At 68.8% G+C, this 24,154-nt stretch carries 18 protein-coding genes and 1 riboswitch; of the genes, 14 read left to right on the top strand and 4 right to left on the bottom strand.

The genetic code is table 11. The annotated features are described in order from the left end of the window. Nucleotides 1-58 precede the first annotated feature (58 nt). The 11 genes from NJ4_RS05505 to NJ4_RS05455 all read left to right on the top strand — a co-directional run bounded on the left by NJ4_RS05505 (nt 59) and on the right by NJ4_RS05455 (nt 10,871). Entirely contained in the window at nt 59-1,300 is a 1,242-nt protein-coding gene (locus tag NJ4_RS05505) for a tyrosine-type recombinase/integrase (RefSeq protein WP_082748201.1), read from the top strand. Then, on the top strand, nt 1,293-3,725 hold the full coding sequence (locus NJ4_RS05500; RefSeq protein ID WP_067431411.1) for a site-specific integrase: 2,433 nt from the start codon (nt 1,293-1,295) through the stop codon (nt 3,723-3,725). The genes NJ4_RS05505 and NJ4_RS05500 overlap by 8 nt, the downstream gene beginning before the upstream one ends. A gap of 288 nt (nt 3,726-4,013) precedes the next feature. Then, a riboswitch (TPP riboswitch) is annotated at nt 4,014-4,126 on the top strand. Next, nucleotides 4,116-5,468, top strand: a complete 1,353-nt coding sequence (locus NJ4_RS05495; protein ID WP_067431408.1) for a purine-cytosine permease family protein — start codon at nt 4,116-4,118, stop codon at nt 5,466-5,468. (Overlaps the previous riboswitch by 11 nt.) After that, nucleotides 5,465-6,103, top strand: a complete 639-nt coding sequence (thiE, locus tag NJ4_RS05490; RefSeq protein ID WP_067431404.1) for a thiamine phosphate synthase — start codon at nt 5,465-5,467, stop codon at nt 6,101-6,103. The genes NJ4_RS05495 and thiE overlap by 4 nt, the downstream gene beginning before the upstream one ends. Then, on the top strand, nt 6,087-7,220 hold the full coding sequence (gene thiO / locus NJ4_RS05485; protein ID WP_082748200.1) for a glycine oxidase ThiO: 1,134 nt from the start codon (nt 6,087-6,089) through the stop codon (nt 7,218-7,220). The genes thiE and thiO overlap by 17 nt, the downstream gene beginning before the upstream one ends. Nucleotides 7,221-7,225: 5 nt before the next feature. Continuing rightward, a complete protein-coding gene (gene thiS / locus NJ4_RS05480; RefSeq protein ID WP_067431401.1) occupies nt 7,226-7,426 on the top strand; it encodes a sulfur carrier protein ThiS in 201 nt (66 codons plus the stop codon). Between the two features lie 5 nt (nt 7,427-7,431). Further along, a complete protein-coding gene (locus NJ4_RS05475; RefSeq protein ID WP_067431399.1) occupies nt 7,432-8,241 on the top strand; it encodes a thiazole synthase in 810 nt (269 codons plus the stop codon). Continuing rightward, entirely contained in the window at nt 8,238-8,816 is a 579-nt protein-coding gene (locus NJ4_RS05470) for a thiamine phosphate synthase (RefSeq protein ID WP_067431389.1), read from the top strand. Before NJ4_RS05475 ends, NJ4_RS05470 begins: the two co-directional genes overlap by 4 nt. Next, complete coding sequence (gene thiD, locus NJ4_RS05465; RefSeq protein WP_067431386.1) at nt 8,813-9,622, top strand: bifunctional hydroxymethylpyrimidine kinase/phosphomethylpyrimidine kinase; 810 nt, start codon at nt 8,813-8,815, stop codon at nt 9,620-9,622. The genes NJ4_RS05470 and thiD overlap by 4 nt, the downstream gene beginning before the upstream one ends. Continuing rightward, nucleotides 9,619-10,239 (top strand): thiaminase II/PqqC family protein, encoded by a 621-nt coding sequence (locus NJ4_RS05460; protein WP_067431383.1) that lies wholly within the window; start codon nt 9,619-9,621, stop codon nt 10,237-10,239. The genes thiD and NJ4_RS05460 overlap by 4 nt, the downstream gene beginning before the upstream one ends. 14 nt (nt 10,240-10,253) lie before the next feature. Further along, on the top strand, nt 10,254-10,871 hold the full coding sequence (locus tag NJ4_RS05455; protein WP_067431551.1) for a TenA family protein: 618 nt from the start codon (nt 10,254-10,256) through the stop codon (nt 10,869-10,871). 95 nt (nt 10,872-10,966) lie between these two features. On the opposite strand, the gene NJ4_RS05450 is transcribed toward NJ4_RS05455, so the two are convergent. The 4 genes from NJ4_RS05450 to NJ4_RS26340 form a co-directional block, all read right to left on the bottom strand. After that, the gene (locus tag NJ4_RS05450; RefSeq protein WP_067431380.1) at nt 10,967-12,298 is read right to left on the bottom strand and encodes an ISL3 family transposase; all 1,332 of its coding nucleotides are present in this window, start codon (nt 12,296-12,298) and stop codon (nt 10,967-10,969) included. Between the two features lie 123 nt (nt 12,299-12,421). Beyond that, nucleotides 12,422-12,811, bottom strand: a complete 390-nt coding sequence (locus NJ4_RS25035) for an NUDIX hydrolase (RefSeq protein WP_082748209.1) — start codon at nt 12,809-12,811, stop codon at nt 12,422-12,424. 101 nt (nt 12,812-12,912) lie between these two features. Then, nucleotides 12,913-15,795, bottom strand: coding sequence for a hypothetical protein (locus NJ4_RS05440; RefSeq protein WP_217996769.1), 2,883 nt, complete (start codon nt 15,793-15,795; stop codon nt 12,913-12,915). 68 nt (nt 15,796-15,863) lie between these two features. Then, on the bottom strand, nt 15,864-16,139 hold the full coding sequence (locus NJ4_RS26340; protein WP_217996768.1) for a hypothetical protein: 276 nt from the start codon (nt 16,137-16,139) through the stop codon (nt 15,864-15,866). 345 nt (nt 16,140-16,484) lie between these two features. On the opposite strand from NJ4_RS26340, the gene NJ4_RS05435 reads away from it, so the two are divergent. The 3 genes from NJ4_RS05435 to NJ4_RS05425 all read left to right on the top strand — a co-directional run. Continuing rightward, on the top strand, nt 16,485-17,774 hold the full coding sequence (locus NJ4_RS05435; protein ID WP_067431374.1) for a DUF1173 domain-containing protein: 1,290 nt from the start codon (nt 16,485-16,487) through the stop codon (nt 17,772-17,774). A 147-nt stretch (nt 17,775-17,921) separates the two neighbouring features. Beyond that, nucleotides 17,922-21,935 carry an Eco57I restriction-modification methylase domain-containing protein gene (locus NJ4_RS05430; RefSeq protein WP_067431371.1) on the top strand — a complete coding sequence of 1,338 codons (4,014 nt, stop codon included), beginning with the start codon at nt 17,922-17,924 and terminating at the stop codon, nt 21,933-21,935. After that, on the top strand, nt 21,932-24,154 hold a 2,223-nt coding region (locus NJ4_RS05425), incomplete at its 3' end, for an SNF2-related protein (RefSeq protein ID WP_245644470.1). The genes NJ4_RS05430 and NJ4_RS05425, both read left to right, overlap by 4 nt.

The raw sequence follows: 24,154 nt of genomic DNA, 5'->3' as shown, positions 1-24,154 counted from the left end.
AGGCGTCATCCGGCAGCGACACCCGCGCCGGCGGGTTGAGCGGAAGGCGCTGGACGCGATGGTGAATGAGATCCGACGGGCTCTGATGGATGGTGGCGAGCAATTGCCTCGAACGGGAGCGGTACGCGCCGGCGTAACGGCGTCGTTGCCGTTCGTTGTCGTCGACGAGCACGGCGAGGAGGTCGAGCCGTTCTCGGCGTTCTTGCGGGACCTGATGCTCACCGACATGAGCCCGCTCACCGCGCGCTCCTACGCCCAGGACCTGCTGCGCTGGTGTCGGCTGCTTCACGCGCTCGAGGTCGACTGGGATCGTGCGACGCGCGCCGATGTCGAGGTTCTGGTCGGCTGGATGCGAACAGCCGACAACCCGCAACGCCGCCGCAACCCGTCGACATCGAAATCGACGTCGACGTCGATGGCGTCGGTCAACCATCGCACAGGCAAGCGCGCGCTCGGGTCGGGGTACGCGCCGGCGACGATCAACCACACCCTCTCGGTGCTGTCCTCGTTCTACGCCTTCCACGCCCAGTTCGGCCGTGGCCCAGTCAGCAACCCGGTGCCGGCGAGCTCTACTCGCCGCGCACGGTTGGCGCACCGTAGTCCGCTCGAACCGCGGCCGCAGCACCGCCGCGCGCCGCTGCGACAGAAGTCGGCCGAGCTGGTCCCGCGGTCTCTCCCAGACGAGCTGGCCGCCGAACTGCTCGCTGCGATGCGTAACGCGCGCGACCGGGCGCTACTGGCCTTGTTCCTGTCCACGGGGGCCAGGGCCAGCGAACTGCTTGGCGTCACCGGCGACCGGGTGGACTGGACCCGACAGCAGCTCTGGGTAATCAGCAAGGGCACACGCGCTTTACAGCCGGTTCCTACCTCGCCGGAGGCGCTGCGGCTGCTGGCGGTCTACTTCGACGAGCGCGGCACGCCCGCCGGCGACGAGGTCATCTGGCGCACCCTGCGCAGCCAGCCACGGCCGCTGTCGTACTTCGCCGCACGGCGGGTGCTGCAACGCGCGAACGATCTGCTGGGCACGGACTGGACGCTGCACGATCTGCGGCACACCACGATCGAGCGGATGACCGCTGACCCCAACCTGACGCTGGAGGACGTCATGACCGTCACCCGGCACCAGCATGTGACGTCCCTGGACCCCTATCTGCGACCCCGGGTCGAAGAGGTCTTCGACCGGCTGCAGAAGCACTACGCCGCGGCCCGCCCCGCGACCACGCCGACGCCGGGCTACGACGACGCCGACTTCAAGACTGTGTTCGGTGGCGACAGTTCGGCGGGTGAGGTCGATGGCTGAGCGACGACACACCAAGCAACGCGCGCTGCGCCCCGAAGCCCCGGCGCGCCCGCGTCGGCAGCTGGCTGCCCGGCAGGTGATCACCCCGTCACCGTCCCCGGCCCCCGCGGTCCCGCCACGCCCGCATGGGAACCTGGACACTGCGACCGCGGAACAGATCGCAGGGATCGCCGACGAGATCTGGCCGGTTGTTCAGTCCCGCTCCTCGGAGCGCCGCATCGGGCTGCGCCACCTGCTCGCACGCCTGGCCGAGCATCCGGGCGAGACGTGGCAGGAACGGTGGCTCGCGTCCGGGTTGGACGCGGGTATCACCCCGGTTCGCGACCTGTTCACCATGCCGTCGCACCGCGAGCACGCAGGCCACGCGCTGAAGCTGCTGTTTTGCCTGCGGGTGATCCGCCCGTCCCTGCCTGCATTCCGCGGGAACCGGTTCAAACACTATTTCCAGGACTTCGAGGCTGCCCAAGTGGATCCGAGTCTGGAGCGGTTCTTGGCATTGGTCGATCAGACCAACACCTCGCTCCACTACAAGCGCTGCGCGAGGATGGATGTTGCCGGCGCCCTGACCACCCAGGGCATCGAGCTGGCCGACCTGACCGCCGAGGGGTTCCTGCACCACGCGGTCGAGACGCGCCGCGGCCGCTACGGCGCCGGCTACGAGCACCACATCGGACACCTCGCCTGGCAGGTCCTGCACCACAGCGGGCACTTCCCACCCGGTGTGCCCGCCACGCTGCGCGGCGCGATGCGCGCCCCGGCGATGACCCCGGCTCAGCTTGTCGATTCCTACGATCTGGCCAACCGAGACGTGACCGAGATGTTGACGGCCTACCTGACGCGCCGCAGCCACGACCTGGACCACTCGACCCTGCGAGGGCTTGCCCGGGACCTCTGCGACCTCTTCTGGCGCGAGATCGAAACGATCAATCCCGCCCAGACCGATCTCGCCCTGTCCGAGGAGACCTACCAGGCGTGGCGGGCCGCGGTCGATGTCCGACGCGACGGGAAGCCACGACTGGGCGCCAGCGGGATCGTCACCAACGTCCGAGCCCTCTACCTCGACATCCAAGGCTGGGCCACCCACGAACCCGAACACTGGGCCCGCTGGGCAGCGCCCTGCCCGATCAGCGGCCGCGACGGCCGCGCCAGAACCCAGGCGCTGCGACGCGCCAAGGAACGCACCGACCACCGCACCCGAACCCTGCAGCCGCTGCTGCCGGTCCTGGTCGCAGCAGCCGACCAGCGACGCCACCACCTCGCCGCACTGCTCACTGCCGCGACCGACGCCGTTCACGGCCAACGTTTGGTCGTCGACGGTCGGCACTACAGCAGGATCTTCAGCGCCGGCGACGCACGCCATCAGCGCTACCACGGGGCCGCCAACGTTCGGGTCAACGACGAACAGAGCGGCACGACGATCAACCTCACCGACGCCGAGGACGCCGCGTTCTGGACGTGGGCCTGCATCGAGACCCTGCGCCACACCGGCGTCCGCAACGAAGAGATGCTCGAGCTGTCCCAGCTCAGCATCCGGCAATACGTCCGACCCAACGGCGAGGTGATCGCGCTGCTGGTCATCGCCCCCTCGAAGAGCGATCGGGAACGAGTCATCCCGATGACGGCCGAACTGTTCCACGTCATCGCCACGATCATCCGGCGCCTGACCCGTGACCGTCCGACCATCGCGCTGGCCACCCGCTACGACCGGCACGAGCACGTCACCAGCGAACCGCAGCCGTTCCTGTTCCAACGCACCATCGGGCAGCGCACCGAGGTGATCACTCCCTCGGCGCTGCGCACGATGCTGATCCGGCTCAGCCACAGCCTCGCGAAGCAGCATCCGCAGCTGGCGAAGATCCGGTTTACTCCGCATGACTTCCGGCGCTTGTTCGCCACCGACCTGGCCAACAACGGGCTGCCCATCCACATCGGCGCAGCCCTGCTCGGACACCTCGATGTGCAGACCTTCCACGGCTACGTGACCGTGTTCCAAGAAGACGTCATCCGCCATTACCAGGCCCACCTGGCCAACCGCCGCGCCGCCCGCCCAGCAGCCGACTACCGGCCCGTCACCGACCAGGAATGGGGCGAGTTCGAGGAGCACTTCGACAATCGCAAGGTCGAACTCGGGCAATGCGGCCGCCCCTACGCGACACCTTGCGAACACGAGCACGCCTGCATCCGCTGCCCCATGCTGCTCGTCGACCCCAAGATGATCCCCCGGCTCGACGAGATCCACACCGACCTGCTCGCCCGCCGCGCACACGCCGAGACTGAAGGCTGGCTCGGGGAGATCGAAGGCATCGACCTCACCTTGCGCTTCCTCGCCGAGAAACGCGCAGAGACCCGACGACTCGCCGACGTCGACCGAGGCCGCGATACCGTCACCGTCCTCGGCATGCCCACGATTGGAGTACAAGCGTGAGCAGCGTCGACCTCGACCCGGCGACGCCGCAGAACTCGCCGGGCAGCTCACCCCAGTTGTCGCCCCGTCACCGGGAATCGTCGCGGACAGGGCTTGCGGCACGCTCGTACACACGCAGGCGCGGTGAACCTGTGGCGTTGCCGTAGGGGGTTCCGCTTGCGGTGACGAAATCTGCTGCCGGCGCCCGGCGCACCCAGCTCTCGTACGTCGTTCACTGTGGGACGTTCGCCAGTCAGGTCTGCGACTTGCTCGACCCGGGCGGGCCTGCGACCGACGTGTAGGGTGGGCGTCGTTGTGTGCGGGAGCTCGGACGAACCGGGCTGAGATAGCGGCTGGATGTGCCGCTGACCGCTTGAACCTGACCGGGTAATGCCGGCGTAGGGAGCGCGCGTGGATACATCTGTCAAGCATGACGTGGCCGGAGTGCCGGACGCTCCGCTGACTCTGGAGGGACCTCCGCCTCGGCCGCTCGGCCTCGCGTCGAACACGGCGTTCTGGTGGAACCTGGGCATCAGCCTGCTGCTGCCGGTGGCCGCCGTGTACGTCGTACTGCCGGACCGGCCACTGTCGACGACCCTGCTCGCGATCGTGGTCGGCGCCGTCATCGGCGGCGTCCTGTTGGGGCTGGCGGCGGCGCCGGGGGCACGTGAAGGCGTCCCTGCGATGGTGCTGCTGCGTGGCCTGCTCGGCGGCCGGGTGTCGTACGTGCCGACGGTGGCGAACCTGGCCCAGTGCGTGGGGTGGGCGACGTTCGAGATCGTGGTGATCGCCGAAGCGGCCTCTCGGATCGTCGGCGCGCCGCGGTGGCCGTTCGTCGTCGCGGCGGGGGTGTTGGCCACCTTGATGGCCCTCCGTCCGTTGGGCGTGGTGCGGCTGTTGGCGCGGTACGCGGTCTGGGTCGCCCTCGCGGCAGTGGCGTACCTGTACGTCCAGGTCCTCCGCCAACCCTTGCCGGCCCGGGCCCCGGGGGGGAACGCGACGTCGTTCTGGACCGCGGTCGACGTGGTCATCGCGTTGCCGGCCTCGTGGGCACCGTTGGCCGCCGACTACACCCGTCACGTTCGCAGCGCCCGGGCTGCCGGGCTGGGCGCGGCGGTCGGTTACGGGGCGGCGACCATCGTCTTCTTCACCTTGGGGATGCTCGCGCTGGTGGCGTACGGCGCCGGGGGCCTGGACGTCATCGATGCCTTGCTGGCGCTCCCGCTGGGTGGGCTCGCGCTCCTGGTCCTGGTGGTCGTGGAGCTGGACGAGGCCTTCGCCAACGTCTACTCGACTGCCGTGTCGAGCCAGAACATCGCGGCTCGGTGGGACCGTCGGGTCCTCGCTGTGGGCGTGGGCACGGTGGCGACCCTGCTCGCACTGAGCTTCGACATCGTGGCCTATGAGCCGTTCCTGTTCCTGATCGGTTCGGTCTTCGTGCCGTTGATCGGAGTCCTGATCGTGGCCTACTACCTGCTGCCCCGCGGAGCGTGGAACGTGTCGGCGACGGCACCGGCCAGGCCACTGCTGGTGGTGCCCTGGGCAGTCGGCTTCGTTGCCTACCAGCTCACGTTGCCGACCTTCTTCGCCGGCCCCGGGGCGGGCTGGACCGCGTGGTGGTCCGCCCGCCAGGGGGACCTGGGCATCGACCCCGCCAACGGCATGTCGGCCTCCCTGGTCAGCCTCGGTGTCGCGATGGCTCTCACCGCGATCGTCGGATTGCCGACCGCGGTGCGCGCCCGGAGAGAAGGACGCCTGCGATGAGCACCGAGCTGGGTCGTCTCCATGTGGTCAGCGATGCGCGCGACGGCCGGGACGCACTCGGTGTGGTGGCTGCGGCGGTCGCCGCCGGTGCTCCCGTGGTGCAGGTCCGCGCAAAGGACTGCACCGACCTCGAGTTGTACGACTTCGCGCGTCGGGTGATGGAGCTCTGCGCACCGGCGCGGGCGACGTGCATCGTCAACGACCGCGTCGATGTGGCACTCGCCGTCGGCGCCGCGGGAACCCATCTGGGCGCCGAGGACCTGCCGGTCGCGGCGGTACGTCGGGTCGCGGGGCCGGGGCATCTGATCGGAGGCACCGCACGCGGTCCCGAGCAGGCGGCTGCGCTGGTCGCTGCGGGCGCCGACTATCTCGGCGTGGGACCGGCGTACCGCACGGTGACCAAGGCGGGGTTGCCGGGCCCGCTGGGTCCGGACGCCATCGGCGCGGTGGCCAGCGCGGTCGACGTTCCGGTCATCGCGATCGGTGGAGTCAGGGCCGAGCACGTTCCCGACCTGGTGGCGGCCGGTGTGCACGGGGTGGCCGTGGTGACCGCGATCTCGGACGCGCCCGATCCCGTCGAGGCAACGCGGACGCTCCTGCGGCTGTTGGGGGCCCACGATGAATCACGACGCTGACGCCGGCACGGTGGATGTGGCCGTCGCCGGTGGCGGGCTGGTCGGACTCGGGATCGCATGGCGGTGCGCACAACGTGGACTGTCGGTGGCTGTGGTCGACGATGCCCCGGGAACCGGGGCCTCCCATGCCGCGGGCGGGATGTTGGCGCCGACCGCGGAGGTTGGCTACGGGGAGGAGCAGCTGCTCGAGCTTTGCCGGGCCTCGTTGGCCCGCTTCCCGGCGTTCGTGGCCGAGCTGGAGGGCGAGAGCGGGATCGATGTCGGCCTGCGCACGGCCGGCACGTGCGTGGTGGGGTTCGATGCCGACGACATGGTGGCACTCGACGTGCTGCACGCGTTCCAGCGCGAGCTCGGATTGGGTGCGGAGCGGCTCACGGCGCGCGAGGTGCGGCGCCGGGAGCCCGCGCTGACGCCGCGGTTGCGCGGGGCGCTGCACATCGCGGGTGACCACTCGGTGGACGCCCGGGCGTTGCATGCCGCACTGCGGGCGGCGGCGGAGGTGGCCGGTGTCCTGATGGTGCCGTCGAACGCGGCGGCACTGTGGGTCCGGAACGGGCACGCGGTCGGTCTCGAGCTGGCCCGGGGCGCCAGGATGGCTGCCCACACGGTGGTGCTGGCGCTCGGCGCGCGCAGTGCGGCGCTGCCCGGTGTGCCACCGCTGCCGGTGCGACCGGTCAAGGGGCAGATCCTGCGGTTGCGCGGCGCCTCGGGGCTCCTCGAAGGGACGGTGCGCGCCCTGGTCCGTGGCCGTCAGGTCTATCTCGTCCCTTGCGCCGGAGACCAGTTGATCGTCGGAGCCACGGTCGAGGAAAAGGGGTTCGACGAAACGGTCACCGCCGGCGGGGTGTACGAGCTGCTCCGCGACGCGATCGAGGTCGTGCCCGGGGTCAGCGAGCTGGAGCTGGTCGAGGCCCTCGCCCGCCCGCGACCCGGCACTCCTGACAATGCTCCGATTCTGGGGGCGTCGGCGATGCCTGGCCTGGTGCTGGCGTGCGGGCACTATCGAAACGGGGTCCTGCTCACTCCGGTGACTGCTGAGGCGGTCGCCGAGCTGGTGGTCACCGGAGCCCTGCCCGAGTTCGCGATGCCGTTCACGCCCGACAGATTCGGAAGGTGAGAAGAGTGCAGATCACCATCAACGGCTCCGCCGCCGAAGTAGACGAGAGCATCACGGTGGCCGCGCTGGTCCGAGATCGCATCGAGGGGGACCGCCGGATCGCGGTGGCGGTCAATTCCGGGGTGGTGCCGCGCAGCCAGTGGGAAACGACCCAGCTCGGACCCGGCGACAGCATCGAGCTGCTCGCTGCCGCAGCAGGAGGGTGAAGGCGATGACGACAGATCCGGTGGTTCGGCTCGAGGCCGAGGAGGCGGCCGACCCGTTCGTGATCTCCGGCAGGACGCTCACGTCACGGCTGCTGCTCGGCACCGGCGGCGCGCCCAGCCTGGAGGCACTCGAACGCGCCGTCGTGGCCTCGGGGACGCAGGTGGTGACGATCGCCCTGCGTCGGGTCGAGGCCTCCACCAGCACGGGACTGCTCGAGGTCCTCGACCGCTGCGGTGTCCAGCTGCTGCCCAACACCGCAGGGTGCATGACCGCCCGAGAGGCGGTCCGGACCGCCCAGCTCGCCCGGGAGGCGTTCGACACCGCGTGGGTCAAGCTCGAGGTCATCGCCGACGAGCAGACGCTGCTACCCGACCCGATCGAGCTGCTCGATGCCGCCGAGCAGCTGGTCGCCGACGGATTCACCGTGCTGCCCTACACCAGCGACGACCCGATCCTGGCCCGCAGGCTCGCTGACGCCGGATGTGCGGCGGTGATGCCGCTGGGGTCCCCGATCGGCAGCGGCCTCGGGATCGGCAACCCGCACAACATCGCACTGATTCGCGAGCTGGTCTCCGTACCGGTCATCCTCGATGCAGGCATCGGCACCGCCTCGGATGCTGCGTTGGCGATGGAGCTCGGGTGTGACGCGGTGCTGCTCGCCTCGGCCGTGACCCGTGCCCGGGACCCGGAACAGATGGCCCTGGCGATGCGACACGGCGTCGAAGCAGGACGCCTGGCGGCCCGGGCCGGGCGCATCCCCCGCCGGTGGCACGCGCTGGCGTCCACCTCGATGCAGGGACGCCCCGACCTATGAAGCTGCCGCCGTTGATGGTCCTCACCGACCATGCCCAGTGCTCCGGCCCTCTGGTCGACGTCGTCGCGACCGCCGTCGGGGCCGGAGCCCGCGCTGTGATGCTGCGGGAGAAGGACCTGCCCGACGCCCGCCGGACGGAGCTGGCGGAGCAGCTCCGCGCCGTCCTCGCGCCCGTCGGAGGGGTGCTGATCGTCGCCGGCGCTCGCGGTGAGGCGGTGCACCTCTCCGCGAGCGATGCCTTCCCTGCGCGTCGGCCTGCGTTGGTCGGCCGTTCCTGCCACAACGCCCCCGAGGTGAGAGCCGCCGGCGACGCTGGGTGCGACTACGTGACGGTCTCGCCGGTGTTCGCCACGGCGTCGAAGCCCGGCTACGGCCCCGCGCTCGGCGTCGACGGGCTCGCCGCTCTCACCGCCATGGCCACGTCGCCGGTCTACGCGCTCGGTGGCGTGCACCCGGCGAATGTCGCGGACTGTCTCGCGGCCGGTGCGTCCGGGATCGCAACGATGGGGCCCGTCATGCGCACGCCGCAGCTCGTGGCCGACTACCTCGCCGCTCTGTCCCAGGAGGCCTCATGACTCCGGCCGTCGCACTGACCATCGCCGGCTCGGACTCCAGCGGTGGCGCCGGCATCCAGGCCGACCTCAAAACCTTCGCTGCCCTCGGCGTCTACGGCGCCTCTGCCATCACGGCACTGACCGCCCAGAACACCCGCGGCGTCAACGGCATCCACGTCGTGCCCGCGGAGTTCGTCGTCGAGCAGGTCGAAGCGGTCCTCGAGGACCTGCCCGTCGCCGCGGTGAAGACCGGCATGCTCGCCACGCCCGCCATCGTCTCCGCGGTCGCGGAGCTCGCGGCGGCGGGTCGACTGCCGAACCTCGTCGTCGACCCCGTGATGGTGGCCTCCAGCGGCGATCGCTTGCTCGATCCCGAGGCGGAGTCGCTCTACGTCGAGTCGTTGCTGCCACACGCCCGCATCCTCACCCCGAACCTGCGCGAGGCAGAGGTGCTGCTCGGCACCACGATCCGTTGCCTCACCGAGCAGCGCGAGGCTGCTCGCGCACTGGGAGCGCTCGGCCCGGCCGTCGTCGTGATCAAGGGCGGCCACCCGGTCTCCGAGTGTTCCGAGCAAGCCGTCGACGTCGTCTGGGACGGTACGTCGATCCACGAGCTGTCAGCGCCCCGCGTCGACACGGTCAACAACCACGGCACCGGCTGCACCTTTGCCGCAGCAGCAGCCGCGGCGATGGCGGGTGGAGCGGTACCGGCCACGGCGCTCCGGACGGCGAAGGACTACGTGTCCCTGGCGCTCAGCAGGGGGGCGTCCTGGCAGCTCGGTCACGGTCATGGCCCCCTGGACCACTTCACAGGAAGTCACCGATGAGCCACACGCCGGTCGGCGGTCTGCCGCTGCGCCATGCCGCCGCCTGGAGCCACGCGACCCAGCACCCCTTCCTCGAAGCCGTGCGCGACGGGACAGTCACCGAGTCGGCCTTCGAGGCGTGGCTCGTGCAGGACTACCACTTCGTGTCCGACCTGCTCGCGTTCCAGGGAAGGCTGCTCGCCAGGGCGCCGCGCCTGGCGCAGGCGGCCCTCGCCGGCGGTGCCATGGCGCTGGTCGACGAGCTGACCTGGTTCGAGGAGCTGGCGGCCACCCACCAGCTCGACCTCATGGAGCCGCCGAGGCCGGAGACCGCGACGTACTCGGCCCTGCTGAGGAAGCTCGACGACGCGGACGTGGCTGTCGCGCTCACCGCGCTGTGGGCCATCGAACGGGTCTACCTCGACGCCTGGTCCTTCGCGGCTCCGGGTGCCCCGGCCTACCGGGTGTTCGTGTCGCACTGGACGACGCCACAGTTCGCGACCTACGTCGGCGACCTGGAGCAGGCGGCGGACGCTGTGGCGACGCGGCCCGCGGAACCGGACGTGGAGGCCGCGTTCGTGGCGGTCCTGGAGGCCGAGTCCCGCTTCTGGGCCATGGCCCTGGGGGACGAGGCGTGAACGAGACAGCTGCCGTGAGCCTTTCGCAGGCCCTCTGGGCACGCAACGCAGACCGGGCGGCGGAAGCGCTCGGGCACCCGTTCGTCCGGCGACTGGCAGACGGGACGCTGCCCCGCGAGTCATTCGCGGACTTCGTGGCCCAGGACGCCTTCTTCCTCGAGGCCTTCTGCCGGGCCTACGGGTTCGGGCTCGCGCACAGTCCGGATCGGATGGCGCTCGACACGTTCGCAGAGCTGCTCATCGGCGTGCGCGAGGAGCTGCGGCTGCACGCGTCGTACGCCGCGGAGTGGGGAATCGACCTGTCGACGGTCGAGCCGGTGCCGGCGACACTCGCATACACCGATTTCCTGCTGACCATCGCGGCCCGAGGAGACATCGGCGTCACCTGCGCCGCGTTGACGCCCTGCATGCGGCTCTACGCGCACCTTGGGCAGTCGCTGTCGCTCCCGACCAGCGACACCTATGGCCGGTGGGTCGCCACCTACGCCGACCCCGACTTCGAGAGCCTCGCAGCGACGATCGAGCGGCTCGTCGACGTCTACGCCGACGACACCGCAGAGGTCCGCACCGTCTACGGACGGGCCATGCAGCTGGAGCTGGAGTTCTTCGACGCGGCCTGTCACCGCACCTGAGCAGTGATGTCCGCCGGGGCCCTGACATGGGCCCCGCGCGTCGACAGGCAGCCCAGCGGCATCCGATTTGGGATCCCAACCGGAGCTTTCGTGGCTCATCCGAATCGAGGGTGTAGTCGCGGTCGGAACCCTCCGGTCTCGAGCAGGCTTCTAGCGATGTAGTTGGTGAGGTTGCGGAACCCGAGTGCTGAGCCGCGGAGGTGTTCGAGCCGTCCGTTGATCGCCTCTGTCGGCCCGTTGCTGGTGCCGGGTCGGTCGAAGTAGGCCAGGACGTCGTCGGCACGCTTCTTCAGGGTCCGGCCGAGTGTGATGACCTCGCTCAGCGGGGCCGGGACGCCGTGGCTCACCGACTCGATCAACCTGACCATCAGCTCGCGCCCGTGGCGTCGGTCTTCGTGACGGTAGGCCTCGATCATGCGCTGGTAGATCGACCAGGTCGCTTCGACCTCGACGTGCTCGTCGACGGCGAAGAGCGCGGTGAGCCGGGTGGTCTGTTTGTCGGTGAGGAGGTCGGCGCCGGTGTGCAGGGTCCGGCGGGCCGAGTAGAGCGGGTCGCCCTTGTGGCCGCGGTGGCCGTGGATGGCCTGCTGGACCCGGCGCCGGCACCGGTCCAGGGCGTCGCCGGCCAGGCGCACCACGTGAAAGGGATCCATGACCGCGACCGCGGCGGGGAGCTCCTCGGTCGTGGCGGTCTTGAACCCGCTGAACCCGTCCATCGCGACGACCTCGATCCCGGCGCGCCAGGCCTCACTGCGAGCGGCGAGCCAGGTCTTGAACACCTGCTTGGAGCGGCCCTCGACCATGTCGAGGAGCCGTGCTGGGCCGGTGCCGTCGCGGATCGGGGTGAGGTCGATGATCACGGTGACGTACTTGTCGCCACGCCTGGTATGGCGCCACACGTGCTCGTCGACGCCAACGACCCGGACGCCGTCGAAGCGGGCTGGGTCGTCGATGAGGACTCGCTTGCCCTCCGCCAGGACGGCGTCGTTGGCGGTGTCCCACGCGACTCCGAGGCCCTCGGCGACCCGAGCGACGGTGAGGTGTTGAACCACGATCGCCTCGAGTGCCCACCGCAGCCCACGCCGCGAGAGCTTCGCCCGGGGCTCGGCCGCCAAGGTGGTGTCCTGGCGCCACACGTGCCCACAGCCACCGCACCGGTAGCGGCGGACGGTGACCAGCAAGATCGTGGGCCGCCAGCCGAGCGGCTCGTGGGCCAGCTCCCTGGTGACCGTGTCGCGTGGGAATCCTTCGCAGCCGCAGCGCCGGCACCACTGATCTGGTTCGGCGACCCGGCAGGCGAGGACCGCACGACCGGGCTCGAGGCGCTGGCCGGTGACGACGAGGCCGAGCTCGTCGAGCCGGCAGAAGGTGGTCAGATCGGGGTGGGCGAACGCGTCTGGGCGCTCGCCGACGGTAGCGTCGGGCACGTCGAGGTCTTCCGGGTTGAGCGTGTAGGAGCCTTCATCCTCGGGAGACCTCGACGTCTATCCCGGGACCGCCGCGCCAGCGCTCGCTACACCGTCATCTGGGAAGAGCCGCTTTCGTTTGCACTACAAGACGCCGTGTTTAGTGAGGTACGCCACCAGGTCAGGAGTGAGCGGCATATCCTCCATCTCTTGCAGTCCGAACCAGCCAACGTCGGCGGCGTCATCTCCGGCGACCAGGTCGCCACCCACAACGTGTGCCAGGAAGTCGTGAATCTCGAAGGTCTCATCTGGGCCGTTCGAGACATCGAGCGACCACACTTCTCGTTCGACGGCAACGTGGAGTCCGGTCTCCTCGAATGCTTCCCGCACCGCGGCATCCTCAAGGGACTCACCCAGTTCGACACGCCCGCCCGGGACACTCCAGCATCCCGCATCAGGCTCCCGTGACCGAAGCACCAGGAGAACCTTGTTCTCGGCATCCCTCACCACCGCGCTAGCGGCCAATGTCTTCATCGCGGCGACTCTATCGATACGCCACGACTCAGCAGTCGCATCGGTAGGGGATATCGGCACGCGGACCGTGCCAAGCGGGATCCGCATGCGGGACGAGCGCCTCATGCCGTGCCCTTGACAGGTGCAGAGAACTCGAGCATGTGGTTGGGCACCACCACCGCCGGCTTGCGGACCAGACCCAGCCGACGCAGCTCCGAGACACCTGTCACCGCAGCGAGAGTCTTTCCCGCTCCGACCTCGTGGGCCAGCAGCACCGAGGGCTGAGCCACCATCCGGGCCACTGCGGCGTGCTGGTGCGGCCGCAGCCGCAGCGGGCGTCCTTCGTGGACACGGGCCATGCCCGGGTAGTGCTTGGCCTCGTCGACGTCGTAGGAACGCAGCACGATCGCGTTCAGCTTGTCGTTGTAGGCGCGGACCAGTTGCTGACACCGGTCGGGGTCCTCCCACAGCCAGGTCACGAACCGCTCCTGCAACGCCTCGGCCTTCTCCTGAGCGGCGAAGGTGGCTGTCTCGTTCGGGATCCGACGACCATCCGGGGTCTCGTCGGTCACCCGGATCTGCCGCTGCTCCAGACACGCCTGGACTATGTCGATCGCGCTGACCCGCTCGGTGCCCCAGGTGTTCCGGGCGGCCACCGAGTGTCGGTTTCCGCGCACCGACCACACGGACCCGCCCGGATGCTCCACCTCAACGGTGCGGTCATCGAGCGTCTCGCGCAGGAACTGCTCCACCGTCTTGGCCGGCACCCACGGCACGCCGAGCTGGGCGACGATCTCGGTCGGCCCCAGGTCCTCGGGCAGTACCTCTGTCAGCGCGGTCTCGGCCGCCTGGAGTCGGCGCACCATCGGCCGTGCCGACTCATCGCCCGTCGCGGCAGCGCCCTCGACGAGCTGCTCGAGGACCTCTCCGACCCGGGTCAGCCGGGCACGGACGTTCCCGGAAAGGAGATCCGCGCGTGGCACCCATGCGGCCGACCAGCCGTCCTCGGTGCGCTTGACGGTTTCGGGGTCGACGAACGCGAACGCCTCCAGCTCGGTCTCCGCCTGCGTCTGGTCGACGCCGAGCAGCCGGGCGACCTCGCTGGTCCGTAGCTCGCCGTAGGTGTCCAGACACAGCGACACTGCATCGGCCGGGGAGTCCGCGCGAGTGCGCAACACCCGTGGCGCGACGACCCGCTCGGTGAAGATGTCGGCCTTGCGGGCCGTGCCGGTCGCGGAGTCGTAGTGCTCGAGTGCGAACACGGCAGGAGAGTGGGGGTCGCCGCGGAACCCTCCCTGCCGCGGCCGCACCTGCGCGAGCACCGGTTCACCGGTCTTCGGGTCGATCCGGCCGGTGTTGCGGCTGGTGACCCGGTTGATCGGCCCGTACCGCTTGACGTAGGCGTCGTACTGCCGGTTCAGCCGCCCCCGCAGCGCCGTCATCCGCTCCTCACCCACGGCGCTCGGCCCCTTGGGCAAGGTGGCGGCCGTCGGCAGGTCACCGGGTAGGGGCGTGGTCGCCTCGGCCTCCAGCAGTGTGACGACCGTGTCGCGCAGCCCGGTGAGCATCCGCAGCTCGTGCGCCTGCGACTTCGGCACCTCCAGTGGCTCAGGGACGCCGTCGCGCACGTGCAGCCAGCCGCCGTCCGCGCCCATGCTGAAGTGGCCCTCGGCCCGCACCACCGCCCCAGGCAGCATCAGCGGCTCCTCCTCGCCAGCACCGCGACGAGGATGCGGAACCGGCATACCCGGCATCGACGGACCGGCAGCCGGGTTCGGCGTCGACGACGTGGTCGCCGGGGCGCTGGTGGGCCGAGTCGGGGCCGGGGGAGGGGTGAACAGGGGCCGTACGTCGGCGTAGTTGGACAGGTCGAAGCCGAGCTGGCGCTCCAGATCCGCTGCGACCCACTCGGCGAGGCTCTGACCTTCGCTGGTCAACGGTGGGCTGACGGCGACTTCGGGCCCGAACCGGCCTGAGCGGGACGTGAGGCGTCCCAGCACACGGGCCGGCTGCTGCACGAACAGCGAGTTGAGATTGACTTCGGCGTCCTCGAGCCCGGTCCCGGCCCGGAACGACGGCAACCTCTCCAGATTCCGCCAGCCAGGCGTGAGATCCAATGGCTCCTCGCCCTCGAGGCGTCGCCGGAAGACCAGCAGGTCGGTGATCACGTCAGTGCCGGCCGCCTGGTGGTGGGTCTGGTTCGGCAGCCGATACGCGGTGACCAGGTCCGCCATGTCGGAGAACGCGTCCCGGGCGGCCGGGTTCGCTGCGTCCATCGTCCATCGCGAGGTCAGCACTGCCACGACACCACCAGGGCGGACCAGGTGCAGGCTCTTGTAGATGAAGTAGTTGTGCAGGCTCAGCCCGAGCCGGTTGTGAGTGGAGTCGTGCGGGACGACGTCGGCGAACGGAACATTGCCGATCACCAGGTCCCGCTTTCCCTCGGGCAGCCGGGTCTCGGCGAACGACTCGCCGCGGATGTCCGCGGCCGGATAGAGCAGCGACGCGACCCGGGCAGTGGTCGGGTCCAGCTCGACGCCGACCACGTCTCGGACATGGTCGGGCGCGAACCCGATGAAGGTCCCCGACCCACAGCCGGGCTCCAGGACACGGCCCCCGGAGGCCTCGTCGAACCCGGCTCCGCCGAGTGCCGACCACACAGCCTTGACCAGAGCGGCGTCGGTGTAGTGCGCGTTCAGCGTGGTCCGTGCCGCAGCGGCACGGACGCGGCCCTGCAGCAGCTCGCGAGCCCGCGCCGCGGCCTCGTTGTGGTTGGCGGTGTCGTCGAAGACCTCCGGCAGCGACCCCCAACCCGACCAGCGCGCCAACACACCCTGTTCCTGCGCCGAGGGGAGCCTGTTCTCCTCGTCGAGCTGGGCGAGCAGTTCCAGCACAGCCACGTTCGCGGTCAGCCGCTCCCGTGGCGTCGACGGTGCCAGGTCCCGCTGCGAGCCCGGCCGGAACCGGAGCGACTCCCCGGAAGGAATCAGCCCGGCAGGTTCCACCGCCGGCGCTCCCGTCGGAGCGGTCGCAGTCGCCGGCTGTACGTCGACGACGAGGTCTGCCGCGGTTGTTACGTGTTCGGGGGAGTCGTCAGACCCGGCCTCATGTGCTGCCGCAGGACCTCCGACTCCGCCGTCGTCCTCGCCTCGGTCAGCCGGCCCACGCGCTCCAGGTAGCCCTCCGACGGGTCCGACGGGCCGGCGATCTCGTCCGCCAACGTGTCGATCTCCGTCTCGATCTGCAGCCCCAGCTCCTCGAAGAAACTCTCCGGATCGGCGATCGCCGCCAACTCCGTGGCCCGATGCTTCGCGTAGTGCTCCCGCATCCGCGTCCCGTACGGGTTCATACCGAGCCCCTTCCTCCGTCACGACCTGCAGGGAGCTGCCCGTGTGGAGCTCGCCCTCGCTGGTGACCTCACCGGCCTGGTCACCAGGTTCCTCACCAAGATCCCACAGCGCCAGCTGATCAGAGTCAGCAACACTCGCACGCCGTCGCGCCACGCCCGGCACCTCCAACCAGTTGGCGAGGACGCCGGCCGCGACACCCACGCCACGGCTCACCACCGCCCTCACCACGAAAGGCACCCACCCGGACCGCAGATCGGACACCTCGGCGAGAAGATGTGGAAAAAGTTCAGGCCGGCCCGGCGCGAGGCGTCCGATCGGCGCGTGGGTTCGTTGCTTCTCCGGGCATGACCACGACACACAGCGCCCCGCCAAGCGGCCGGGCAGACCACGGCAACGACCACGCCGGTGACCGGCAGACCTTCGAGCTCTACGGCCACCGGATCACCCACATCAACAACCGCGACGTCCAGCAGCTCCTCGCGGCCGCGCACACCGACCGGATCCGGCCCCTGTGCCTGTGCCGCCCCGACGGCGTGGCCATGTACGTCGCCAAGATCGGGCCCGACAAGTACGTCATCAAACGCATGCCCGACTCCGGCCTCGAACACGCGCACCGCTGCGGTTCCTACCTGCCGCCCGAACAGCTCTCCGGGCTCGGCCAGGTCCTCGGCTCAGCGATCACCGAAGAAACCGACAGCGGCCTGACCGCCATCAAGCTGGGGTTCCGCATGTCCAAGGCTGAGCGAGCAGCCCCGGCCGGCGCCGGAGGCGGGGGAGTAGCCGACTCCGTCGCAGCCGACCCCAACCGCCTCACCCTCCGCGCCGTCCTGCACTACCTGTGGCAAGAAGCCGACCTGGCGACCTGGACGCCCGGTATGGACGGCAAACGCAACTGGCGCATCGTCTCCTGGTACCTGCGCCAGGCCGCCCGCGGAAAGTTCACCAAGGGCAAGCCGCTCGCCACAAGGCTGTACATCCCCGAGCCGTTCAACGTCGAGAAGAAGGCCGAGATCGCCGCGCGGCGCCTCTCCGCGTGGGCGCCGATGCAGCAGCACGGCGCCGGCCAGCAGTTCATGATGCTCATCGGCGAATACAAGGACATCGTGCCGGCGCGGTTCGGGCACAAGCTCCTCGTCAGGCACCTGCCCGACGCGCCGCTCATGATCGACGACAAGCTCCTGGCCCGCCTCAACAAGCGGTTCGGTGACGAGCTCGAACTGTCGCAGGCCGACGACGAGGGCCACCTGATGGTGATCGCGACCTTCTCCGTGGGACGCGCCGGTCTGGCCACCGCCGAGGAGATCTCCCTGGTCATGACCGATGAGCACTGGCTTCCGTACGAGTCGCTCCTCGACAAGCTGCTCCTCGACGCCGCGATCGCCGCACGCCGCAGGTTCACCAAGTCGCTGCGCTACAACCTCGCTCCCGACAAGCCCATGGCCTCCCTGGTGTTCACCGACACCGAGACCCCTACCGCGGCGTTTCTGCTCACCAGCGACGAGGACCGCGACACCGCCGCCCAGATCGCCACCGACACCGGCACCGAGGTCTGGACGTGGGTCGTCACCGAGGATATGCCGGCCCTCCCGCCCGTGGCTGACCATCGGCACACCACGCCCCACAGCGACCACTGAACAGGACGTCATGCCCAGCGGGGCAGCGCCGAATCATGCCGGCGTAGAGGGCCCCTGGTTTTTTGGAGTATTCCGGCGGCCGCCGTCGGTAGGGTTTCAGGTCGGGGCCGCACGCTCGCGGCCCTGCCAAACCCCGAGGGAGCCGACGTGCGTCTGACCGCCGACAAGGTCGTGAATTGGACCGATCCGTCCGCGCCCGAAGGCGTCACCACCGAGAAGGTGTACCTCGGCCCCGACCCGCACGGCCTCGGCGGGTTCCAGGTCGCTGTCGCGACCGCCATCGCTGCGCCATCGCGACAGGGACTCCGTGACCTCTTCACCGCCCGAACCGGGCGGACGCAGGTCCAACTCGTCGTCGCCGTTGTCCACGACGGCTCGGTCCACCTCTTCGGCCCCGACCCGCAGGCCCAGCCGATCGCCCTACCGCTCGAGCAAGCGCAGCGCCAGCTCCAGTCAGTGCTCGCCGAGCCCGACCTCCTCGCCGCAACCGAACGGTTCGCCGGCCTCCGCAAGGCCAACGACTCGACCGGTGTCGCCGGGTTCACCAACAGCGGCCTCTTCGCCTCGCACCACATCACCAGCAACGTTCCGAAGCGATCCGACTGGGAGGCACTCGGCAACAAGGCCGGGGGCCTGCTTAGCAAGCGCGGCAAGCAGCTCGTCGAAGCCCTCGGGTTCGGAACCCAGCCTGGACCGAACGGCACCATGCTGCTGTCCATCGGGGGGTACCCGCCCCGCGCCGTCGCTGTCCTGCTCGACGACACCGAGCAGTTCGACGCCAAGACCCAACGCTTCCAACTCTCACCGGTCGCGTTCGGGCTCGCGGTGGCATCCAAGCAGGAGGTGCCCTGGCTCGTCGTACTCCGCAAGGACCAGATCCGGCTCTACCCCGGCCGCGACGGCGTCGGGGTCGGCTCCAAGGGCCAAGCCGAAACGTTCTTCGAGGTCGACCTCTCCACCATCGACTCCGAGTACGCCGCACTCCTCCCGCTGGTCTTCTCGGCCGACGCGCTCGTCGCCGACGGCACCGCCGATGAGCTCCTCCGCGACAGCTCGCGCTACGCCAGCGAACTCGGCGCGCGCCTCCGCGAGCGCATCTACGACGAGATCGTGCCGCCCGTCGCGGTCGAGGTCGCCCAGCGCCTCGCCAAGTACGCCGCCGTGCCACTCGACGCCGACGGGCTCTCGCTCGCCTACCGCGTCACCCTGCGCATCCTCTTCCGGCTCCTGTTCCAGGCGTACGCAGAGGACCGCGGACTCCTGCCCTCTGGCCGAAACGAGGGCTTCGACGCCAACAGCCTCAAGACTAACGCGCGCCGGCTTCTCGACTCCGAATCCGACGAGTTTGGAGACTCCGCCACCATCTGGTTCGACCTCGTGCAGGTCTGGAACGCCATCGACCAGGGCAACCCGCAATGGCAGATCCCTTCCTACAACGGCGGACTCTTCTCGACCGACCTCGACCGCTCGCCCGAAGGCGCGCTCATCAAGAAGATCGAGCTGCCCGACAGCGTGATCGGCCCAGCACTGAAGAGCCTCCTTATCGACGTCACTGGTGACGGTGTGCTCGGCCCGGTCGATTTCCGCTCTCTGAGCGTCCGCGAGTTTGGCACGATCTACGAAGGCCTCCTGGAGAGCTCGCTCTCGCTCGCAGAGGAAGACCTGACCGTCGACAGCAGCGGTGCCTGGGTCCCGGCCAAGCCGGGCGATGAGGTTTACGCACCATTCGCGTCGGTCTACTTCCACACCGCATCGGGCGAACGCAAGGCCACCGGTTCGTACTTCACCCCGAAGGTCGTCGTCGACCATTTGATCGAGCGATCCATCGTGCCAGCCCTCACCGCCCACCTAGAGAAGGTCGCCGACTACCTCAACAAGGGCGACGCCTCAGCGGCTGCCCGCGAGTTCTTCGACTTCCGCGTCGCTGACCTTGCCATGGGATCGGGGCACTTCCTCGTTGCCGCCGTCGACAAGATCGAAGCACTCATGCGCACCTTCCTCACCGAGCACGCCGTGCCTGGCGTCACCGAGGAGCTGCTCCGCCTCGCAACTGTGGCTCGCGATGCCCTCGGCACAGACGACGTCGCCACGAGCGAGGTCGACGAGGTCGGCCTCCTTCGCCGCCAGGTCGCGCGGCGCTGCATTTATGGCCTCGATATCAACCCGATGGCTGTCGAGCTCGCGCGCCTCGCACTCTGGATCCACACGTTCGTACCCGGATTGCCGATGAGCAATCTCGACCACGGCCTCGTCAACGCCAACAGCCTCACCGGGATCGGGACCATCGACGAAGCGCTCGACGCTCTCCAGCCCGGCCGAACCCCAGGCGACATGAGTCTGTTCGACGAGATCCTCACCGACCAACTCGCCTCATCGAAGACACTGCTCGTCGACGTCGCCAACGCCAGCGAGGCGAACAAGGCCGAAGTTGAGCAAGGCGCGCGCCTCCTCGCAGAGGCACGGCAGGCTGCGGACACTGCGCGTCAGATTTTCGATGCCGCTGTCGCGGCACGGATTGGAACTGTCCAGCCGGATCTGATCCTCGATGAGGAATCGCTTCGTCGGGTCCTGTCGAAGCCCGCGGTCCAGGAGACAGCCAACGATCTGGTGCCAGCTCACATGCCATATCTCTTCCCAGAAGTCTTCGTCAGAGACTCGCCGGGCTTCGACGTGGTTGTGGGCAATCCTCCCTGGGAGGAACTTGTCTACGAGGAAATCAAGTTCTGGACGCTTCGCTTCCCTGGGCTGAAGGGGCACCCCGTCAAGCGTCAGCAACAGCTGATTGAGGAGTACCGCGAAAGCCGGCCCGACCTCCTAGCCCAGATGGAGGTCGAGCGCGATGCATCGAACGCTCTCCGCGCGGTGCTGGCCAAGGGACCGTTTCCTGGCCTCGAGAGGGGCCACGCTGACCTCTACAAGGCGTTCGGGTGGCGATTCCTCCAGTTCACGCGTACGGGAGGTCGGTTCGCGGTCGTCCTCCCGCGGACGGCGACCTCCGCGCTGGGCTCATCTGACTGGCGCGATGCCGTGCTAACGGCCGGTACCTTCGCTAGCGTCACCAACCTGATCAACACTGGCGGGTGGGTGTTCGAAGGCGTCGATGGCCGCTACTCAATCGCCCTGGTCGTTGTTGACAAGGGGTCCGACGCGGACGTGCACGTCAGTGGCCCATTCACCGATCAACGCACCTTCGTGGAGAAGGCCGAGGCCAGCGCCCTGCCGGTGTCGAAGGACCAACTGAGGAGCTGGTCTGAGGGCGCATCATTTCCACTCCTGCCGTCCCCAGAGAGCTTTGACGTCTTTCTGAAACTGCGGGAGGCACCGAGCATTGGGCAGAGTCGAAACGACTTCGAGATGGTGCCCGTCCAGGGCGACTTCAACCAGACGACGGATGCAGCCCTTTGGTCGGTAGGCGACTTCAGCAAGGCGGTTCGGGTCCTCAAAGGTGCCTCCTTTGACATCTGGGCACCAGATGCTGGTACCGCGCACGGATCCGCCGGCGCACAGGCGATCAAGGACAGAGTCGTGCAGAAGCTCCAGCGGCAGGTACGCACTTCCTCGAGCGCCTACCGCGGCATGGACGTTGCGGCGATGGTCAAGGAGGGACGCCTGCCCTACCAGGTGCCTCGCATCGCGTTCCGCGATATCACGAACCCAACCAACACCAGGACGATGATCGCTGCCTTGATTCCTCCGGCGGTGCTCATCAACAGCGCGCCCCTCCTGGTCCGGCGAACGGGCGGCGCTGATGCCGAAGCGTATGTCCTGGGCATTCTGAGTTCGATTCCGCTCGACTGGTACTCGCGCCGATACGTCGAGTTGCACATGAACTTCCACATCTTCAACTGGCTCCCCGTCCCCGTGTTCGCGCCGAGCGATCTGAAGGTCTCGCGCGTAGTGGAGATCTCGGGGCGACTCGCGGCAGTCGATGAGCGCTACGCGCAGTGGGCGGACGAGGTCGGAGTACCGATTGGTTCTGTCACCACCGCTGTCGAGAAGGACGCATTGGTCGAGGAGCTCGACGCCCTCTCGGGCCTGTTGTTCGGTCTGACCGAGGACCAGCTCGAGCACGTCTTCGCTACGTTCCACCGCGGATGGGACTACGAGCCTCGGCTGGAAGCGGTGCTAAAGCACTATCGAGAGTGGAAGGGCAAGGCATGACGCAGCTTCCCGACTTCGCGACCAACTACGCGCCGAGCGACCCAGAGACAACGGTCGCCGACAAGGTCAACGAACTCTTCCGGCTGCTGCGCGAGAACAAGGTCACGGCTCCGCCCATCGCGATCGCTACGGCGTACATCAACCCTGCCGGGTTCGCCCTGCTCGCCGACGAGCTGGAGACCGCGCCCCGCGTGCGGCTGCTCCTCGGCGCGGAGCCCCAGGAGGACTCGGTCCGGGCGATCACCCGGGGTGACGCGGATCAAGACGCCCGTCGCGACGCCGCGATCGCACACCACCAGGCCTGGCTGGAGGCCGAGCGGGACACGATGGGATTCGCGCGGGTGCCCACCTCCGAGGCGAAGCGGATGGTTGAGTGGCTCCAGCGTGTCGACCCCGACGGCGCCGCCCGAGTGGAGGTTCGCCGGTACACGGGTGGCTTCCTGCACGGCAAGACCTACCTCGTCGAGGACGGCGCCGCGCCGACGGCGATCGCTGGATCGTCGAACATGACGTACGCCGGCCTCGCCCACAACGCCGAGCTGAACCTCGGCACGGGCGGTGGCACCAGCTCGGCCGGCAAAGTGCGCGAGTGGTTCGAAAACTTCTGGGACCTCAGCGATGCCTACGATCTCGCCGAGCTCTACGGCCGCCTCTGGGACCCGCACACCCCGTGGTCGGTCTACCTGCGCATGCTCTGGGAGCTCTACGGCGAGCACCTCGACGTCGACGAGAACCCGAACGTTCGCACCGGTCTCAACCTCACCCGGTTCCAGGCCGACGGCGTGACTCGCATGGAGCGCCTTCTCGACGAGCACGGCGGTGTTCTGGTTGCCGACGAGGTCGGCCTCGGCAAGACCTACCTCGCAGGTGAGGTCATCTACCGAACCGCGAATATCAACCGCCAGCGCGTGCTCATCGTCGCTCCAGCGGCGCTGAAGTCCTCGATGTGGGAGCCGTTCCTGGAAACCCACGACTTCAGCCGCTGGGTGAAGGTCTACTCCTACGAAGAGGTCCGCAACCGCCTAGACCCCGACAAGGGGTCGATCGACGCGTTCCTTCAGGAGGTCGAGGACTACTCCCTCGTCGTGATCGACGAGGCCCACAACCTCCGCAACTCCGGCGCGCAGCGCTCTGGTGCCGTCGACCGCGTAATCACCGCCGGGAGCCCGAAGCGGGTCGTGCTGCTCACCGCGACGCCGGTCAACAACTCCCTCAACGATCTTGAGACGCTGGTCAAGTACTTCATCCGTGACGACGCCCGGTTTGCCTCCCTCGGCATCCCCAGCATCCGCGAGTACATCAAGCAAGCGCAGGCCATCGACCCGGCCAACCTCACGCCCGAGCACCTCTTCGACTTGATGGACCAGGTCGCCGTTCGCCGCACCCGGAAGTTCGTCAAGGAGCACTACGCCAACGAACTGATCATCGGCCCGGACGGCAAGCCCACGACGATCAAGTTCCCCCAGCCCAAGGTCCGCCGCATCGACTACGACCTCGACGACGATGGCCTTGCGCTCATCGACGCCATGGTTTACGCCCTCGATGACCCGACCGACCCGCACGCGCCGCGCGCGTGGGAGGACCGCAGCCGCGACCCCAAGCGGCTGATGCTTGCCCGCTATCTGTCCAGCATGTACACGGTCGACCACGACTTGCAGGAATACCAGATCAGCAATGTCGGCCTTCTCCGCTCGGGGCTGCTGAAACGACTGGAGTCGAGCCCGCAGGCGCTACACGCTTCGCTGGAGAAGATGATCGTCTCCCACGAGTCGTTCCTTGACGCGCTCGGCAAGGGCTTCGTGCTCAAGGGCGAGGCACTGAGCGAGTGGGTCTCCTCGGACTCCGATGACCTCGACGAGTTCGTCTTGGAGTTCGACAGGGACGACCAGATCGAATCAGCTGACGGCTACCACCTCACCGAGCTTCAGGCCGACGTCGACTCCGACATCACCCTGCTGCGCGAGCTGCGGGACCTCGCCGAGGTCGTCATCGACGGCATCGAGCCCAAGGTCGAGCGGCTCATCGAAGAGCTGACCCAGGTCGCGGCCGAAGCCCAGCGCGTCGACCCGCGCGGGTTGTCGCATGCCGACCGGCGCAAGGTCATCATCTTCTCCGCCTTCACCGACACCGTGCTCCCGATCCACGAGGCCGTCGTCGAGGCGATAGCGAACGCGCCTGTTGGGTCACCGCTGGCGGACTACCGCGGGCGCGTTGCCCCG

This window comes from Nocardioides jensenii JCM 1364 = NBRC 14755, assembly GCF_001552535.1.
In the GTDB taxonomy this organism is placed as follows: Bacteria; Actinomycetota; Actinomycetes; order Propionibacteriales; family Nocardioidaceae; genus Nocardioides; species Nocardioides jensenii.
Note: the sequence above shows the minus strand (reverse complement) of the source record. Positions and strands in the feature narration are given on the sequence as shown.